Here is an 18,268-nt window from a genome sequence, read left to right on the forward strand (position 1 = left end):
CCATGAGTGGACCCGATACATTGTCTCCCTCGGATGTACTGCTCGAAGTGAAAGACCTGCATGTCTCTTTCGCCACGTATGGCGGCGAGGTGCAGGCGGTCCGCGGCGTGAGTTTGATGCTTCGCCGCGGCGAGACGCTTGCCATCGTAGGCGAGTCCGGCTGCGGCAAAAGCGTCACCGCCCGCAGCTTGATGCGGCTGCTGCCCCCGCAAACCTCGAAGATCAGGCAGGGCAGCATCCGGTTTCAAGGACGGGAGCTGACCGGGCTGACGGAGAAGCAGATGCGGGAGATCAGGGGCTCGGCCATCACGATGATTTTTCAGGATGCGATGACCGCCCTCAATCCGACGATCACCATCGGCGAGCAGATTATGGAGGGCATCATCCGCCATCAGAAGCTGTCGCGGTCCGAGGCCCGCAAGCAAGCGGTGGAGATGCTGGAGCTAGTCGGCATTTCCAACCCGGAAAGCCGTCTCAAGCAGCATCTGCACCAGTTCAGCGGCGGCATGAGGCAGCGCATCATGATCGCGATCGCAGCGGTCGGCAAACCGTCGGTGCTCATTGCCGACGAACCGACCACAGCGCTCGACGTGACGATTCAGGCGCAGATTCTCGATCTGTTCAAGCTGCTGCAGCGCAAAACCGGCGTATCCATCATCATGATCACCCACGATCTGGGCGTGGTGGCGAATATCGCGGACCGCGTGAACGTCATGTACGCCGGCAAGGTGGTCGAGTCGGGCACGGTAGACGAGGTGTTCCAGCATCCGCAGCATCCTTATACGAAAGGGCTGCTTGCATCCATGCCGCGTCTGGATAGCGATCGGAATACCCCGCTGCAATCGATTCCGGGGACCCCTCCGGATCTGTTCGCGCCGCCCAAAGGCTGCGCGTTCGCAGCCCGGTGTCCTCACGCCATGGAAGTGTGCGCCGACTTCCAGCCGGACACGACCAGCTTGTCTGGCGGGCACGGCGTCGCCTGCTGGCTGCAGGACGCGCGCGCCACGTCGGACGCGAATACTTTTATCCGATCGGCAATAGGTTAGCGAATCCTATCATACAATGTGAAGGAGAGACGTCGCATGAAGAAAAGAACGGCTTTACTCCTCGGCTGTATCCTGTTATCCGGTACGGCGCTGGCAGGCTGCAGCGGCAAAGAAGGGGCAGGTAGCGAACCGGCCCGAAACGAACAGCAAGCCAAAATTCTGCTGTACAACAATCTGAGGGAGCCTACGTCGCTGGACCCGCCGGTCGGGTTCGATCAAGTGTCGTATGACATCCTGAACAACGCCATGGAAGGCTTGACGCGCCTTGGCAAAAGCCAATCCCCCGAGCCCGCGATGGCCAAGGAATGGAAGATTAGTCCCGACGGCAAGCAGTATACGTTTACGCTGAGGGACGGCATCAAGTGGTCGAACGGGGACGCGGTGAAGGCGTCCGATTTCGAATTCGCCTGGAAGCGAATGCTCGATCCGAAGAAGCCTTCGCCGGCCGCGCCTCTGGCTTATGTCATCGAAGGGGCCGAAGTGTACAATTCGGATAAAGGTCCGGCCGACGGTGTCAAAATCAAAGCGACGGACGACAAGACGCTGGAGGTCGTATTGACCAAGCCGGCCCCGTGGCTGCTTGGGATGTTGTCCAACCCGGCGTTTTTCCCGGTACATAAAGCAACCGTGGAGAAGAACGACAAATGGGCAAGCGAAGCCGCCACGATCGTAAGCAACGGTCCGTTCAAGATCACCGAATGGAAGCACGATTCCGAACTCAAGATGGTCAAAAACGATCAGTACTGGGATGCAGCTAACGTCAAGTTGGACGGTGTTACGTTCAAAATGGTCAACGACACGAATACGGAGTATCAGCTGTATCAGAGCGGAGGGCTGCATATTGACGGCGTCATTCCGGCCGATTTAAGCCAAAAGCTCTTCGCGGATGGCAAGGTCAAGGTGGAGGATTCGGCGGGAACGTATTTTTACCGGTTCAACACCAAGATGCCGCCGTTCGATAACGTCAACATCCGCAAAGCGTTCCAGATGGCTGTGGACAGTCAGAAAATCGTCGACCTCGTCGTCAAGCAGAAGCAAAAGGTGGCCGACGGATTCGTCTCGTACGGTCTCAAAGATCCGGGAGGTGACGACTTCCGCAAGGTTGGCGGAACGCTGGTGAAATTCGACGCCGCAGAAGCGAAAAAGCTGCTGGAAAAAGGAATGGCCGAGGCCGGCTACAAAACGCTCCCGCAGGTGACGCTGACCTACAATACGAACGACCTGCACCAGAAAATTGCCGAGGCGGCTCAAGCGATGTTCAAAGAAAGCCTGGGCGTCGACGTGAAAATCGAGAGCAAGGAAGGCAAGGTGCTGACGGCCGAGCAGAAGAAGCTGCAATTGCAATTTTCCCGTTCGTCATGGCTGCCGGATTTTGCCGATCCGATCAACTTCTTGGACATCTTCCAGACCGGCAATCCGAACAACCGGACCGGCTGGAGCAACGCGCAGTACGACAAGCTGATTCAAGACGCCTACAATGAGCCGGACAATGCCAAGCGGTTCAAATTACTGCACGAAGCGGAGAAACTATTGCTGGATGAAGCGCCGATCATGCCGCTGTATTTTTATAACTCCGCCTATATGCAAAGCGACAAGCTGGAAGGAGTCGTCCGGCACGCCTACGGCTACATCGACTTCAAATGGGCCAATTTGAAATAGACGGCACCGCGGTCGGGGTGGCCTGTTGGGAAGGTACTTGCAGGTCGGAGGGGCGAGTATTCCCGTCGTTCTGAGGTCGGAGGGAAACGGTGGGCTGGCGGATCGTGAGGATTAGTTGAGCAACGTTTGATATTAAAGGAAGTATGATGCGTTAAAGAGCAGGATTCGGCGTCCGTTGGAACATAGCGGAAGACAGGTGCTTTAGTTGTGTCGAAAAATGTACACGACCCGCAAAATGGGAGTGATAGCGAACGCCAGTTCCTCTATTTTACACAAGGCGCCGATATCAGGCAAAATAACGCATCGCAGCTCCTCTATGCTGAATAAGCTAGTACAGGACAGTCGCGTCAGTGCCAGCGATGCTGAAAAAAGCGTCCAATGGCGCTGTCACGTTAGTATCGGCGATGCTGATAGACTGGTCGGCCAGCCGCGCCAGTACCTGCAAATGCAGAAAAAGCGTTAAACCGACCTATCGCATAACGACCTGCGTTGCCAAATAAGCCGATTATGCCGAGCGTGGTTCTCGCAGTACTGCATCATCGGCTAATCCGAGCCATCGACGGCTCCCCTAACGAAGGGAGGAAGATACCATGCGCAATCGCATCAAACCTCCGCGTCTCGCCCCGGGCGATACGGTGGGCATTACGGCCCCGGCCAGTCAGGGCGACCGGAGCAAAATCGAGCGGGCGGCCGGTTATTTGATACGAATGGGCCTGAACGTCCGCTTCGGCGGCACACTGTCCGGCCAGCACGGCTATTTGGCGGGGACGGACGAGGAGCGGGCGGCGGAGCTGAACGCGATGTTCGCGGACCCGGACATTCGGGCCATCGTATGCGCGCGCGGCGGTTATGGATCGGCAAGAATAGCCGACATGCTGGACTACGAGCGCATCCGCGATAGCCCGAAAATTTTCTGGGGATACAGCGATATCACGTTCCTCCACACCGCCATCGGAAACCGGTCGGGGCTGGTCACGTTTCACGGTCCTATGCTGACCTGCCTTGCCGAGGAGCCTGTCCATCCGCTGACCTTGCAGGGCTTTGAGCAGCTGTTTCATCCGAAGCCGGTCGTCTACACGGAAAACATCTCGCCGCTTGTCGCCTTGGTGGAAGGGGAAGCGGACGGACCGCTGGTCGGAGGCAATTTGTCCCTGCTTGTCAGCACGCTCGGGACGCCGTATGAATTGGATACCCGCGGACGTATTTTGTTTATAGAAGAGATTGACGAGGAGCCGTACCGCGTTGACCGGATGCTGAATCAACTGCGGCAGGCCGGAAAGCTGGCCGATGCGTCGGGAATTCTCGTTTGCGATTTTCACAACTGCGAGCCGAACAAGTACAAAAATTCACTAACGTTGGAGCAGGTCATCCGGCATCATATCGTTCAGGCGGGAAGACCCGCGCTCGCAGGGTTTAAAATCGGCCATTGCTCGCCGAATATCGCCGTGCCGTTAGGTGTAGAGGCGAGGATGAATACCGCACAAAAGAAGCTGGAGTTTATCGGACCGGCTGTAGAGTAGAAGCGTAAGGAGGCGCCCTGGATGCAAATTCAAAGAATAGACGTAATGCGCCAGTCGACCCCGCTCGTCAAACCGTTCAAGACCGCGCTGCGGACCGTATTTCAAGCGGAATCCGTATTAGTTCGGATTACGGCGGACGATGGCCGGGTCGGCTGGGGCGAAGCGCCGGCTACGATTGTGATTACGGGGGACAGCTTGGAGAGCATCGAATCCGCCATTGTCCATACGTTCACACCGCTGTTAATCGGCAAAAGTCTGCTGGCCTATGAACAAATCATTCAATCCGTCCATCACGCGATGGTCGGCTGCAGCAGCGGCAAAGCCGCGGTCGATATGGCGGTCTACGACCTGGTGGCACAGGCCTGCGGGGTGCCGCTGTATCAATTTCTCGGGGGCTACAAGAATCGGATCGAGACGGACTTTACCGTCAGCGTCAATTCGCCGAAAGAAATGGGCGAGGATGCGGCCCGCTATGTGGAATCCGGGTTTAACGTGCTGAAGATCAAGGTAGGGAAGGACGATATCGGCGAAGATATCGAACGGATCAAAGAGATCCGCAGCCGCGTAGGCGACCGGATCAAAATCAGGCTGGATGCGAACCAAGGCTGGCAGGTGAAGGATGCGGTCAAATCGATCCGGCGGATGGAAGACATGGGCCTCAATATCGAGCTTGTGGAGCAGCCGGTGAAGGCCGGAGATATCGAAGGTTTGAAGGCCGTAACAGATGCGGTCGAAACGCTGATTATGGCGGACGAGAGCGTGTTCTCTCCGGTTCAGGCGCTTGAAGTGCTGCAGCGGCGCGCGGCCGATCTGATCAATATCAAGCTGATGAAATCGGGCGGGATCTACAAGGCGCAAATCATCAACCAAATTGCGGAGGAATACGGCGTGGAATGCATGGTGGGCAGCATGATCGAATCCCGTCTTGCGGTAACGGCGGCGGCTCATTTTGCGGCGAGCAAAAAGAACATTACCCGCTTCGATTTCGATGCGCCGCTCATGATGCTTCACGATATCGTCGACGGCGGCGTCCAATACGACGGGCGGGTCATGACATTCCTGGACGAGGCCGGACTCGGCATCCGGAACGTGCGTTGTCAGGACGGGATGGGGGCCGTATCATGAGCGGACCGAAGCGAGTGAGAGCGGCGGTGTCCGTCGCCACCGTGTGGACGTCTCCTGATTCCCCGCGTCCGCTGGACGAACCCGCGCTGCGGCATCCGGCGGCCATAACGGAATGGCTGGGAGCTATGACCGTTAAGGATAAGCTGGATTTGTACGGCGCCAATCGGATTCAGACGCAAATGCTGTACGGAACCGAGGCGATAGTTGCCGAAGAAAGTGGCGAGTGGGTCAAGGTGCTCATTCCCGAGCAAAGCACCCGGAAGGAGGGAACAGGCTATCCCGGTTGGGTGCCGAAGTGCCAGCTGACGGAAGCAAGCGCCGAATCTGCCGTTGGCCAATGGGCGGAGGTGGCCGCTCCCCGGGCACTGTTGACCCTCCGTTCGCTTCAAGCCGAAATCGAGCTGAGCTTCCTGACCCGGCTGCCCGTTGTCGAAGAGACGAACGACGGCGTCGTGGTGGATACCCCGCACGGAGTAGGCTTTTTGCCGAAGGATCAAGTACGGATCGTTGGCCGTCCGGCATCTACCCCCATGGAAGAAGAGCATGCGGGCAAGCGGCTCGTCCGGCAGGGGATGCGGTTTATCGGGCTGCCTTATCTGTGGGGAGGCATGTCTTCCTTCGGCTACGACTGCTCCGGCTTTGCTTACAGCATGCACAAATCGCAAGGCATGCTCATTCCGCGGGACGCTTCTGATCAAGCCGTTCAGGGGCAGATGGTGGAGCGGGACCGTCTGGAACCGGGGGATCTGCTCTTCTTCGCCTACGAAGAAGGCAAGGGGCGCGTGCATCATGTCGGAATCTATGCGGGGGATAATCGGATGCTTCATTCTCCCGATTCCGAAGGGTGCATAGAGCTTGTCGATCTGAACGGCTACAAGCTGGAAAAGGAGCATTGTATTTCCAGGAGATATTGGTAAGATGATCAACTGAAAAAGGGGGCTCTCCCATAAGGTCCGATACAGACCTGGGGAGAGCCCATTTTTTCGAATCAATGTTCCCGCATGTGCTGCTTGGCCTCTAAATAAAGGACCTGAATGAATTTCTTGACGTTGATCCGCACTTGCGAGACGGTGTCCCCGCTCTCATCCTCCAGCTCCAGCATCCGCTTGCGAACCTCCGTAAAATCAAAAAATTTCGATGCGTAATTTTCGAACTTGATATTCGAATAATCCGTCAATCCGAGCGAAGCCAAATGGCTCAACGCTTGATGAATCGTCCGGCGTACGCGCTGTTCGGCTGCTTTGATTTCTTTCTTGATCACCGCTTCGTCCGCTTTATCGCCCAGCTTGCGCACGGCCGCTGCGCGGAACAGCTCCCGCAGCTGGGGAAAATCGCGGTGTCCCGCAGCGGCGTCATCATGCTCCAATAGAATTTGCAGCATCGCCAGCAAATCTTTGCAGCCGATCTCTCCGGTGATGCCGAGCTCCGAGAACAAATAGCGGCCTGCCGCGCCGATTCCGGCAGAACCGCGATCCTGTTCGCGAGGGGCCGCAGGCTTCCCTAAGCCGCCGTCGTCCAGTCCAAGCAGCGACTGGCGGATGTTCTGAATGGACCGTGCAAGCCGCATCCGCTCCTCGACCTTGCGGATGACCGACAGCACCTCCAACCGGTTGATTGGCTTCGTTATGTAATATTCGACGCCCAAAGCGTATGCCTCGCCGATCATTTCCTTCGATTCGACCTGCGACAGCATGATGATTTTGCCGGGAAACGACGGGGCGATCTCCCGCACCGTTTCAATCCCGTCCCGCTTCGGCATCAGGAGGTCGATGAGCCAAATATCGGTCCGCGTGACCGCCAGCAGTCCGGCATCCACATCCGCTCCGTCCGCGGCTTCGCCCGCCACCTCACCGAGGTCTTCGTCTTCGATCAGCTGCGCCAGCATCCGGCGTACCGCCGGGTCGTCATCGGTTATAAAAAATCGCACTCCTTTTTCACCCGTCCTTATTCGTCGTTAAACTTGCTAACGGCAATTGTATGATAAATTCCGTTCCATTTCCACCGATTCCTTCCCGAATGGTGATCGTTCCGCCGAGCCGCGCCACCGCTTCCTGCACGTAGGAGAGGCCGATACCCGTCGACGGAACGCCGGAAGCATCGTATTTGGTCGTGTAGCCGGGATGAAAAACGATATCCCGCGAATGCCCCGGAATGCCCGGGCCGTTGTCCCGGACGCGCAGCTCCGTCGTCCGCTCTTCCGTGCGCTCGATGACGACTTCGATATCCCCGTCCTTCCCAATCGCCTCTACGGCGTTCGAGACGAGATTGTTCAGCAGCGACAGCAGCGTGTAGGCGTGATAAGGGGGATGCGTCCCATTGACCTTCAACGCAATGCGGATCGATTTGCCGTGCAGGCGGGCGTATTTTTCATTCGAGCGGACCACCACGCCCCCAAGCTCTTCCGCCAGGCCGAAATCGGCCCGCTGCTCGCTTGTGATGAGCTGCGACAAGCCGGCGTAGATCCGCTGATTGTCCTTCTTGATCTCGTGTACTTGTCCGGCAATGCCCAAGGCTTGCCGGGCGAAATCGGACTCGGCCGCGTCTTTCAGCCCGCGGTACAGCTCATAGGAAGAGCGGGTGATCTGCTCGGCCTGTTGCAGCGTTTTTTGCAAATGCACGGATTCCTCGTACAGCGTCGAGATCAGCATCAGCCGGTGCTCGTTCTCCTGCCGCTCCCGCTCCTGCAGCGCACGCACCTGCCTCAGCTGAATGATGTTGAAGATCGCCAGCACGAACGAGCTCCGGAATACGGCGATTACGATAATTTGCTCCAGCTCGTGCAGTATGATTGTGCGGCCGGGAAGCGAATAGCGAAAAAACAGCTCCGCCACATTGGAGCCGATTTCCAATCCCATGCCGATCAGCCCGATCAGCAGCGGACTTTGCCGGTAGTTATTGACCTGCGCTACGGCGAACAAGGCTCCATAAGAGAAATAAAAGAAGAAAGCGGGAACATGCTGATAGAACGAAGCTTCGAGCGCCACCCCGCCCAGCGCATCCAGTCCGATCCGAAAGGCCGGCACCGTGAGGCCGGTTACGAATCCCGCCGCAAGCGGCGTTAACCCGCGAAGCCACAGCAAACTGAAAAAAAGCACGGGAGGCCCCATGCCGACGCGGAACGAATCCGAGAACGGATAAAATTTCAGCTCAGCGGCCAGCGGAACGAGAATGGCGACAAGGGCGAGCGGGAGCAGGCGGTTTTGCCAAGAGACAGCCTTTTTCAAAATTCGCATCAACTCGCAATTGTAGGTTTGTGTAGTTTAGTGTAGACGATCCATATGATAATATTCAAACCTATTATTTCATAGACGCCACTGATTTGGAAGCGCTTTTAGTAACAAAAGAGGGGGAAACAGACATGAAAAAATTCGGATTGGCTCTGCAAATCGTAATCGGTTTGATGCTCGGGATCGCCGTCGGAGCCATCTTTTACGGGAATCCCGCGGTCGAGACATATCTGAAGCCAGTTGGCGACATCTTCATCCGTTTGATCAAAATGATCGTCGTGCCGATCGTCATCTCTTCGCTTATTGTCGGTATCGCCGGGGTAGGAGATATCAAGAAGCTGGGCAAGCTCGGCGGCAAAACGATTTTGTATTTTGAAATCGTTACCACAATTGCTATTATCGTCGGCCTGTTGTTTGCCAACATCTTCAAGCCGGGTGCCGGGGTCGATATGTCGCACCTTGCGAAAACCGATATCAAAACCTATGTCGATACGGCAGAGAAAGCAAGCCATAGCATCGCCAGCACCTTTGTGAATATCGTACCGAAAAACATCTTCGAATCTTTGATGAACGGTGATATGCTCGCGATCATTTTCTTCTCCGTCATGTTCGGACTTGGCGTTGCAGCCATCGGAGAACGCGGCAAGCCGGTGCTTAGCTTCTTCCATGGCGTTGCCGATACGATGTTCTGGGTTACAAATCAGGTGATGAAATTCGCACCGTTCGGGGTATTCGCCTTGATCGGCGTGACAGTTGCCAAATTCGGCGTAAGCTCGCTAGTTCCGCTTGGCAAGCTCGTCATTGTCGTCTATGCCAGCATGGTGTTCTTTATTCTCGTCGTGCTCGGGGCGATCGCCAAAATGTCCGGCACCAGCATTTGGACGATCATCAAGCTGCTTAAGGACGAAATCATTCTCGCCTACTCCACGGCCAGCTCCGAATCGGTCATGCCTAAAGTGATGGAGAAAATGGAAAAGTTCGGCTGTCCTAAAGCGATTACGTCGTTTGTCGTCCCGACCGGGTATTCGTTCAATCTCGACGGATCGACCTTGTATCAGGCGCTTGCGGCGCTGTTTATCGCTCAGATGTACGGCATCCACATGCCGATCAGCTCGCAAATTACGCTGATGCTCGTGCTGATGGTGACATCCAAAGGCATCGCCGGCGTGCCGGGAGTTTCGTTCGTTGTTCTGCTTGCGACGCTCGGTTCGGTGGGCATTCCGGTCGAGGGACTCGCTTTCATCGCCGGGATTGACCGCCTTCTCGACATGGCCCGTACGGTCGTTAACGTGCTTGGCAACTCTCTGGCCGCGGTAATCATGTCCAAGTGGGAAGGCCAATACGACAAGCAAAAAGGACTGGCTTATGTCGCTACGGTCAAGGAAACGACGAAGCAAGCGCTGAAGCCGACGGCTTAAGTCCGCTAGTGCTAGATTTTCCTGGAAAAGCCGATACTATGTAATAAAAAAGCCGCGTCTCCGATTAGAGGCGCGGCTTTTGCGTTGAATTACATGCCGTTTGTTTTGGCCATCAGCTGCTCGAGGGTAATAACGTCTTTCGGGATGCCGATTTTGAACTCCGGCTTTTCGTTGATCTTGGAATATTCCGCTTTGATGTTGGCGCCGATTTGAGACGGCTTGCCATTTTCTTTGACTTCCAGGCCTACGTTGACATCGTGGTAAACCGGGAATCCTTTTTTGTTGACGGCTGTCGTAATTTGCAAATCCTTGATTTTGACGTCTTCCTTCATTTTGGCGATTTCGGATTTGAGCTTGTCTCCGGAGTTGGCCGTCAAATCTTTCTTCGCTTGCTCCAGGTCTTCTTTCTTGAAGTCAAACACTTTCGCGTATTTGTCGCTCATCATCAGATCGAGCACTTCCGGCAGCACTTTTTCGGCGACGGTCGTGATGAATGGCTCCACGTTTTCGTTCGTAACCGCGAATTTAACAATTTGATTCGCTTCAACCGTTTCCGGCAGCTTGGCGTCCTTCTTGTCCACGGAGGAGAGGAATGTTTTCTCGTCCACGTGCTTGAAGAAGATTTTGCCGATTTCTTGGCCCAGCTCCTGCTGCTTCTTAATAGTAGCGGCGTCGAAATTCACTTTTTGGTCGGATTGCTTGGCCAGTTCCTTCGGATCAAGCTCCACAAATTTGCCTACCACATCTTTCGGCAGCGGCAGCATCGGAATGTTCGGTACCTTCACCCAAATTTTTTGATCGGTCATGACGATCGGCAGATTGATGTTCATCGCCATATCGCCTTTGAGCTTGGCTTCGATGTTCATTTCCATCTGGAACGGTTCTTGCTGGTAAGCGCCAGTTATGGCCACTTCCATGTTTTTGAGCATTTGCGCCGTTACGGCAAGCTGCGGATTTTCTTCCAATGCGTCGGCAGGGAAGTCCATGTTCATCGCGAAGGTCATTTTATAATCGGCCGATTTCATATCTGCAGCCGTTTGGAACGCCTTCTCCAGCGTTTCCTTCGGTGCTGGCTTTGCTCCGCAGCCGGCGAGAACTGCCATCACAACCAGCAGCGCACAAAGTGCAAGTGCAATTTTCTTCCTGTACATCTGTATTGATCCCCTCTCCAAATCTGACTCTATTTTTGCAACATTGCTTATTCTATTACAAAAAAATAGATTTGAAAAGGAATGATTGGTAAATCGTGTCGAATTTCATAGTCTAATGGAACGAGTATCCTACTTTGGGACTAGGTGGCGAATGGGCGACTACGATTGGATTACCGCCTCTGCCTTTGCTTTCCGTTCGGCCCACAGCCGGTAAGGGATAAGCATCAGAAGGCAAACGGCAAAGAGCGCATAAAATTGCGGGTTCGGGATGCGGTTGATACGAAAAACGGCATCGAGCGCCGCCACGGAAAAAGCAAACAGCATTCGCCCTTTGCAGGTTGTCGGGGACGATTTGGGATCCGTCATCATGAAGAAGGAGAAGAGCTGCAGCGATGCGCCCAGAAGAGGCCCCAAAGCGGCGTACAGCGGGGCGCCGAAATAAAAATGACGGATCAGCGCAAACAGCGTGAAGCTGCCGAGGAACGTAAGCACCGAGTCCAACCGGTTCGCCATGTAGCAGACGACGATACCAAGCGCCAAAATCACCGCCATGATGGGCAAGCCGTTCGTCCACTGCTTCGGCGTGCTGACTGCAAACTCGGGAAGCATGAACAGCATGATTACCATCGCAACATTGTTAGGGTTGAAGATGTGTCCACCTTTGAACCGTATCGCATATTTGATGGCAATGGCGAGAAACGAAGTGAGCGCGTAAGCCCATACGACATGAGAGCTGAGCAGCAGGCTGACCCCGATGCCCGTGATGACTGCGCTGAGGGGGAACTGCCAGGTTCCCCTTTTCAACCGATGCAGGACAAGTTCAGTACCGGCGGAGGCGATCACAGAGACGATGACGGCGTCCCATTTCTGGAAGAAGCCGAGATACACTTGACCGGCGACGGCGAAGCTGCCTAAAAACAGCAGTACGAAATACCGGGGGTCGATTTTGTAATCCGACCAGGATACGACGGTACGCAGTTTGGTGGATAGTTCGTTGCGCATACAATCCTCCGTTCATTTCGATATAGGTTGGATTTGAAACCGCCGGTACGCCGGTTGGCGGCCGGACCTCGGCCGGATCGTCTTCCATTCGACCCGGTGACGGGAGGTGACCCCTTGTTCGTGCTCTCCAAGCATGCCCTTCAACCGGTTTTCGGCTTCCGCCTTTTGCAGCGCGGCCGCCTTCTCCGCGAGGTCGGCCCGTTGATACCGTTCGATCCAGTCTTCGGCATCGTTCATGAGCGCTACGGGATGCGAATGCGTCTCGTCCGGGGGAAACATCCGGAGCAGCAGCGCCGAGGAGGCGGGCGAACCGTCCCAAGCGGGCGGGCGTCTCGACAGCACATGTCCTTGCCAGAAGCGCGATTCTTTCTCGATCAGCTCCGTCATTCGTCTCTCGTCGCGCTCCAAGCGGAACGAGCGGAACTTGTTGCCTCCGATCAGGACCGCGATCCACCAATGATCCGCTCCTGTGACAGCCATCAGATGATGACACTGTAGGACGATGCGCTCCGGCAGGCCGGTCTGCTCCCATTCATCCTTGCGGTATTCGCCTGCGGTCTTGCAGAGCAGGCCGGCTTGTTGACCGACCAGCCAGCGATCGACGGTCGCCAGCATAAAAGGGTGGTGCGGATGCTGGAAAAGCGAGTGGCGGCGAATCGCCTTAAGCCCGGTCCGCTCCATGAACCGGCGGGCGATAAAGTCTTTCATCTGTTTTCCCAGCCGCATCGCTTCGGTTTCGGGAGGGGAGAGCGCTTCTCCGAGTTTGTCCATATACACGTCCATCGGACCTTTCCACGGGTCGGCCCCGCAGACGGCCGCGGCATCGCTTCCTCCCAAGCCGCGGCGCCGCCAAGCCAGCCATTCCTCATGGGGGAGGTCCTTGGTACGCACGAGCGTTTTGGCCCACATGTCGCGAAGCGGCCTCCTTTCGTCGGAAATTTTTTGCGCGACGGTCATTCCGGCAGCAGTTCGTCGATGAGCCGGGCCCCTACCGCATATAGGGCAAGCTGACGGGAGCGGCTTTCCTCGTGCAGCGGAAGCATGGAGAGGTAGAGCAGACATTCGATCCCGCGCACCGCTTCCAGCCTGCTGCCGAGCCTCGCGTCCCATTCGTCGCGCAGTCTGGTCTGAAGCGGGGTAAAAGGAATGTCCAGCTCAAGCCGGCCCGGCGCGAGGACGAGCGAGAAGCGGTTATGGGAAATATGCTCGTAGCCGCTTAGGCTGTGCCGGATTTTGGCCAGATCGTACCTTTGGTCGCCGTATAGCCCCCGCTTGCCGAAGCTTCCGCGGGGATCGATCAGCTTCAGTTCGCGTGTTGCCGGGTGATACAGTATATTCCCGAAGCACATGTCTCCGTGAAGAAGTGCAGGAACGGAATCCGTCAGCAGCTCACGGAATACGGCGATCCTGCTTTCGAACAAGCGGACCGGGCAAGGAAGGTCGGCCCCGTTCAAACGAAGCCGCCCCGTCCGGTGCACGTCCGCCGCCCAATGGCTTCGCGCCAAAAAGGAGGCGAGCCGCTGGCGCGTTTTGCGGATATACATGTCTGCGAGCTGATGCCGGGTTACGCCGGCCGGATACCGGGCAAAGGCGCGAAAGATGTCGTCGATCCGCTCCCACACGGCCCCCCATTCCGGCTGCGCAGTCTCGCCGTTCAAATAAAGCTCGGAGAGCGTCGGGCCGGGAACGTGGCTCAGGCGGAGGAAAGGCTTGCTGCCCAGCGAATAATCCACAACTTCGGGAATGAGGCTGCGAAGCTCTGCGGGCAGATCGAGATACCAGCGGATTTCGTCTTTCAGCTTCGCCGCAGCCCGGCTCGTTTTGGTAATGATGCCGGTTTCCGGATCGTATTCGACGGCGTTGAAAAATCGGGAGCGCATCCTGGTCAAAACTCGTCATCACCTCGCCTTCTTTGTCCTGTTGTCCCGCCATTGGCGGTTGCGCGTTCATACGACCGGCGGCGCGGGTTTGAATGTCCGATCGTCGTAGGGGAGCGGCAATTTACGATAATAGTCCCCTCAGCTCATTCCCTTCGCTCCTCGTGTATTGTCGTATTCTGAAGTTGCCTGATCAGAGGTAACGGGTCCAGCCTGCCGGAGAACCCTTCCGCCAACAGGCCGGTCCAAGGTCTGGCAGCCCCCGGACGGAATACGCTTTCCCGTAAATACCCGAGCGCTTCCGCGGAACGCCAAGTGCCGAACCGGGCTGTAAGCTCATGCTGGAATTGGGAAGCGGCCACTTCGCCAAGCAAGTAATTGTAATAATGGACAGGCAGCGTGGTCAGATGGGCTTTGGCTGCCCAGTAGGGGAAGTCCCATTCTTCCGGCCGGGGGATTCCTTGAATCTGCTCGACCGTCTCCCACCATAGCCGGTTCAACGGCTGCCTGGGGTTTTCGTACATCCGCTTCTCGAATTCGATGACGGTCATCGTCCAGTACAGCTTCACGAGCAGCTCTCTGCGCAGCGCGGGGCCCGTATCCTGTTCCTCCGATACGAAAGAGATTCCGCCGTTCACCTCCTGAAGCCAGCCCCGGTCCCACGCCAGCCGCTCGAACAGCAGCGCCGTTCCCTCGCTCAGCAAAGGATGCGCGGGCTGATGAAGCAGAAACGGAAGCGCGGGATCGATCTCCTGCTCGTAGACGGCATGACCGAGTTCGTGCAGAAGCAAGGAAAGTCCTTTGCGGTCCGGCGTTAAATGGCAGGAGAGCCGGATGTCGTCCCCCCGGTTGACGTTCAGGCAGCAGTTGGCCTGGCTTTTGCCGCTCCTTGGGGCCGTATCCGAGCGGAGGAGCACCGGCCCGATATCGAACCCGCGGCTGTGAAGCCAGGAGGCGACCCGTCCCTCGATGCCATCCGGCTCGATCGTCTCCCCCAGCAGGAACGGATTGTGCGATTGCACGAAAGGATGGGCGTAATGCCAGGAGCGGAGAGCGCTCTTGGACACGCGAAACGTCTCGGCTAGTTCCTCGTCGATGCGTTCCTTCTCCCTCCGGTATGCCCCATCCAGCCCGCGCCGGATCGTACGGATGAGCTCTTCCAGCAGCCGGGGCTCGGTTTCTTGGGCATACAGCTTCATTTCGTAAAAGTTGGCGAAGCCCTGCTTGACGGCAACCTCGTTGCGCAGCGTAACAAGCTCGATCAGCCGGGGGGCGACGGAAGCGCCGACCTGCATTCCCGCAAGCCACACTTTCCGGCGGAGCCCGGTATCCCGCAGCGAACGGAGCAGGACGAGCATGGAATGCTCGGACAGCAGCGCGCCGTTCACTTCCGCCTGGAACGTCGCCAGCGTATAGTGCAGATCGTTCCAGAGGGAAGCCATCCGTTCGCGTTTGACGGGGGAGGCCCGGTGTTCGAGCATCTCCCGTCTCAGCACGTCAAGCTGCCGCCGCAGAAGCGGCTCTGCGGAGTTATCGTCCATACGCCGCAGCAAGTTCCTCCGGAAGAGCGGGGACGAAAGCGTCTTCTGGTAAGCTTTTTCGTGACGCACAGATTCCTGCACCCATTTCCATTCCCCGGTTGTCATCACCATCCACAATGCGTGCATCATCGGCGAGTATAACGATCTCAAAAGATCGTTCGTATCCTGCGCATAGCGGGCCAAGCTGCGACTCGTTCTCATGCCGTTCCTCCGTTTCTGCAACTATTCATGACAACTTGCTTACCGCATATATCACGGCGTTTGTCAGCTGCCGGGCTTCGTCCTGCCCGAGCGTCAGAGGCGGATACAACGTTAGTACGCCGCTCAAGAAGCTGCCGAGGACGCCCGCTTCGCGCAGCAGCTTGGACAGCCGCAAGCTGAACGCATCGTCTACGGGCTGCTTGCTGTCCTTACAATCGACGAATTCGATAGCGAGCATCATGCCCATGCCCCGGATGTCGCCGACAAACGGGTGATCTCCCAGTCTGCTTTTCAGCTCGGACAGCATCGCGTCTCCCTCTTGGCGGGAGCGCTCCACAAGCCCTTCTTCCTCCAAAATGTCCAGTACGGCCATAGCGGCGGCGCAGCCGACCGGATGTCCGCTTAGCGTCACCCCGTGCAGAAAAAAACCGCCCCGGCCGAAGAGGAGCCGGTCCATCTCCGCGGAGAGCAGTGTGGCGGTTAGCGGAAAATAGCCGCCGGTCAGCCCTTTGGAAACCGTCAGCAGGTCCGGTTGGATGCCGAAATGCTGAGATACGGTCCAATGCCCCGCCCGTCCGAGTCCCGTTCCGATCTCGTCCATCACAAGCAGAATACCGTATTTGCGGGTCAGCTCCCGCACTCCGGCCACATACTCCCGGGGAAGGGGAACAATGCCGTTCACCCCTTGCACCGGTTCCAGCAGCACGGCAGCCACCTCGTCCGGTCCGGCTTCGAAGATCGTTTCCTCAAGATGATCGAGGCAAAACGAAACAATCCATTCCGGCTTTCCTTCGACCGGAGGACGGTACAGATTGGGCGTCGCGGCGTTGTAACACTCCGCAAGTCCCGGTCCGAACATTTCGCGGATGCCCAGATGCGTAACCGAACCGGAGCCGAACGTCGTCCCGTGATAGCCGCCCTCCAGCGAAACGAACTTGGTGCGCTTGGGCTGGCCGGCCGCGATCCAGTATTGTCTGGCGAGCCGCATGGCCGATTCGACCGCGCCTGAGCCGTCGGCGCTGTAGAACGCTTTGGCGTAGTGCCCGCCGCACAGTCGAATGAGCCGTTCGGCGAGCGGGACCGCGAGCGGATGGCTTTGCGCGCACGTGGAGGCAAAGCTGAGCGCCGCGTATTGCTTTGCTATTGCTTCCAGAACGCGGGGATGTCCGAGCCCGACTGACGTGGCGCCTGTCGTTGCGTACAGGTATGCCCGGTTTTGCTCGTCGTACGCCCAGCTTCCTTGGGCACGGCACAGACGGATATAAGGGCTGCCCGAATCGAAAGCGGATGGCTCGGGCATATACGTAAATGGATGAAGCACCGGATACGGCTTAGTACCCTCTTCTGTCATATAGGTCATGAGCGCAGCTCCTCTTTTCTTTGGACTTGGAGAGGCTATTCGTTAAAAATTCGTGATCCGGACAAACCCGTCCGGAACGGAAGCGGCACGGCCGCTTCCCTCGCATGCCAGCGCAGTCTGTTCGAGCTGCCGCAGGCTCGTATGGCCCAGCATAAAGCCGAGAAACTGCCGGATCACCGGTTGGGGGTGCTTTTTGTAAAAGTAGGCGTGGCTCTGGCGAATGAGCGCTTCGTACGGGGTGCCGCTTCGCGGATGGGCCAAATGCACGTTGACCGCCCCGGTCGCATATCGGAACCGGCAGCCTTGCCGATGCGCCCGGTAGCCGAATTCCATGTGCTCGAACCCCCACTCGTGAAAATGTTCGTCGAACCCTTCGAGCCGCCGGAACAGCTCCAAGGGAACAGACAAATTGCCGCTTAAGGTCGACACCCAGGCCGCGGCGGCGGCGGTGTCGCCGTCGGCATCGAACAGTCCGTACACCAACCGGCAAAATTGGGGCACCCGGCCGTGCGTTTCCGCTCTAATTCGCTCCAGCACCAGCTCCCGGTTTCGCTCCGGCTCCGAAACATACAACTCGCGGACATGGCCGACGGCCATCCTCGTTTCCGCGCCGGAGTGCGCCTCGTAATGGGCTTGCAAGAAGCCCGGCCGCGGGATACGGTCCGCATCGCAAAACACGACGATCCCTTCGCCCAGCCGGCGTACGCCTTCATTCCTCGCCGCCGCCCGGCCTTTGCGGGGGAGCCTTACATAAGCGATATTCAGTCGGTCGCGGTAGGCTTCGACAACCGCTTCGATCGGCTCGGACGAGCCGTCATCCACCACGATGATGCGGCAGCGGTCGAACGGCGGCGGCTGCCGCGTAAAGCCGTACAGGGTTAAAGACAGGGGGTACGCCTGATTGTATACGGGTATGACCACACTGATTTCGCGCAACAGAATCACCTCTTTTCGTCAGTTGGCCGCCGGCCCGGCGCCGCTGTTACGGATTATAGCCGCTCGTCTGCACGGGCGACTCGGCTTTTGGCGAGCGATCGGTTTTTGGATGCGGCCGGAAAAGATGGCAACAAAACCCGATTGACGGACAATCCGGGCAGAGAAAGTGATCGCCGACCGGTGCTACAATTCGGAAGGAAAGGGA

At 57.2% G+C, this 18,268-nt stretch carries 15 protein-coding genes; 6 read left to right on the forward strand and 9 right to left on the reverse strand.

Annotation, left to right across the window (positions count from 1 at the left end):
* Positions 1–2 precede the first annotated feature (2 nt).
* The 5 genes from ET33_RS12250 to ET33_RS12270 all read left to right on the forward strand — a co-directional run bounded on the left by ET33_RS12250 (position 3) and on the right by ET33_RS12270 (position 6,267).
* The gene (locus ET33_RS12250) at positions 3–1,046 is read left to right on the forward strand and encodes an ABC transporter ATP-binding protein (RefSeq protein WP_036681300.1); all 1,044 of its coding nucleotides are present in this window, start codon (positions 3–5) and stop codon (positions 1,044–1,046) included.
* Positions 1,047–1,082: 36 nt separating this feature from the next.
* On the forward strand, positions 1,083–2,705 hold the full coding sequence (locus ET33_RS12255; RefSeq protein ID WP_036681302.1) for a peptide ABC transporter substrate-binding protein: 1,623 nt from the start codon (positions 1,083–1,085) through the stop codon (positions 2,703–2,705).
* 590 nt (positions 2,706–3,295) lie between these two features.
* Positions 3,296–4,225: a S66 peptidase family protein gene (locus tag ET33_RS12260; RefSeq protein WP_036681305.1), complete on the forward strand. Its 930-nt coding sequence runs from the start codon at positions 3,296–3,298 to the stop codon at positions 4,223–4,225.
* Between the two features lie 21 nt (positions 4,226–4,246).
* Positions 4,247–5,350 carry a dipeptide epimerase gene (locus tag ET33_RS12265; protein ID WP_036681308.1) on the forward strand — a complete coding sequence of 368 codons (1,104 nt, stop codon included), beginning with the start codon at positions 4,247–4,249 and terminating at the stop codon, positions 5,348–5,350.
* Entirely contained in the window at positions 5,347–6,267 is a 921-nt protein-coding gene (locus ET33_RS12270) for a C40 family peptidase (RefSeq protein ID WP_036681311.1), read from the forward strand. The genes ET33_RS12265 and ET33_RS12270 overlap by 4 nt, the downstream gene beginning before the upstream one ends.
* 71 nt (positions 6,268–6,338) lie before the next feature.
* On the opposite strand, the gene ET33_RS12275 is transcribed toward ET33_RS12270, so the two are convergent.
* Together ET33_RS12275 and ET33_RS12280 are read right to left on the reverse strand one after the other, a co-directional pair.
* Positions 6,339–7,277 carry a response regulator gene (locus ET33_RS12275; protein ID WP_036681313.1) on the reverse strand — a complete coding sequence of 313 codons (939 nt, stop codon included), beginning with the start codon at positions 7,275–7,277 and terminating at the stop codon, positions 6,339–6,341.
* A 7-nt stretch (positions 7,278–7,284) separates the two neighbouring features.
* A complete protein-coding gene (locus tag ET33_RS12280; protein ID WP_235206701.1) occupies positions 7,285–8,574 on the reverse strand; it encodes an ATP-binding protein in 1,290 nt (429 codons plus the stop codon).
* A 134-nt stretch (positions 8,575–8,708) separates the two neighbouring features.
* Between ET33_RS12280 and ET33_RS12285 the strand changes: the two genes are divergently transcribed.
* The gene (locus tag ET33_RS12285) at positions 8,709–9,995 is read left to right on the forward strand and encodes a cation:dicarboxylate symporter family transporter (protein ID WP_036681315.1); all 1,287 of its coding nucleotides are present in this window, start codon (positions 8,709–8,711) and stop codon (positions 9,993–9,995) included.
* 89 nt (positions 9,996–10,084) lie between these two features.
* Here ET33_RS12285 and ET33_RS12290 read toward each other — a convergent pair whose 3' ends face one another.
* The 7 genes from ET33_RS12290 to ET33_RS12320 form a co-directional block, all read right to left on the reverse strand.
* Positions 10,085–11,146 carry a DUF6612 family protein gene (locus ET33_RS12290; RefSeq protein WP_036681318.1) on the reverse strand — a complete coding sequence of 354 codons (1,062 nt, stop codon included), beginning with the start codon at positions 11,144–11,146 and terminating at the stop codon, positions 10,085–10,087.
* Between the two features lie 159 nt (positions 11,147–11,305).
* Positions 11,306–12,148 (reverse strand): RnfABCDGE type electron transport complex subunit D, encoded by an 843-nt coding sequence (locus ET33_RS12295; RefSeq protein ID WP_036681321.1) that lies wholly within the window; start codon positions 12,146–12,148, stop codon positions 11,306–11,308.
* Positions 12,149–12,160: 12 nt separating this feature from the next.
* Positions 12,161–13,057 (reverse strand): YqaJ viral recombinase family nuclease, encoded by an 897-nt coding sequence (locus ET33_RS12300; RefSeq protein ID WP_036681324.1) that lies wholly within the window; start codon positions 13,055–13,057, stop codon positions 12,161–12,163.
* A 44-nt stretch (positions 13,058–13,101) separates the two neighbouring features.
* Positions 13,102–14,028 (reverse strand): aminoglycoside phosphotransferase family protein, encoded by a 927-nt coding sequence (locus ET33_RS12305; RefSeq protein ID WP_036681327.1) that lies wholly within the window; start codon positions 14,026–14,028, stop codon positions 13,102–13,104.
* Between the two features lie 143 nt (positions 14,029–14,171).
* The gene (locus ET33_RS12310; RefSeq protein ID WP_051775282.1) at positions 14,172–15,767 is read right to left on the reverse strand and encodes a gluzincin family metallopeptidase; all 1,596 of its coding nucleotides are present in this window, start codon (positions 15,765–15,767) and stop codon (positions 14,172–14,174) included.
* A 25-nt stretch (positions 15,768–15,792) separates the two neighbouring features.
* Positions 15,793–17,127: an aminotransferase family protein gene (locus tag ET33_RS12315; RefSeq protein WP_235206702.1), complete on the reverse strand. Its 1,335-nt coding sequence runs from the start codon at positions 17,125–17,127 to the stop codon at positions 15,793–15,795.
* Positions 17,128–17,169: 42 nt separating this feature from the next.
* Positions 17,170–18,072 (reverse strand): glycosyltransferase family 2 protein, encoded by a 903-nt coding sequence (locus ET33_RS12320; protein WP_152570625.1) that lies wholly within the window; start codon positions 18,070–18,072, stop codon positions 17,170–17,172.
* Between the last annotated feature and the right edge of the window lie 196 nt (positions 18,073–18,268).

The sequence above is a fragment of the Paenibacillus tyrphae genome (assembly GCF_000722545.1).
Lineage (GTDB): Bacteria > Bacillota > Bacilli > Paenibacillales > NBRC-103111 > Paenibacillus_G > Paenibacillus_G tyrfis.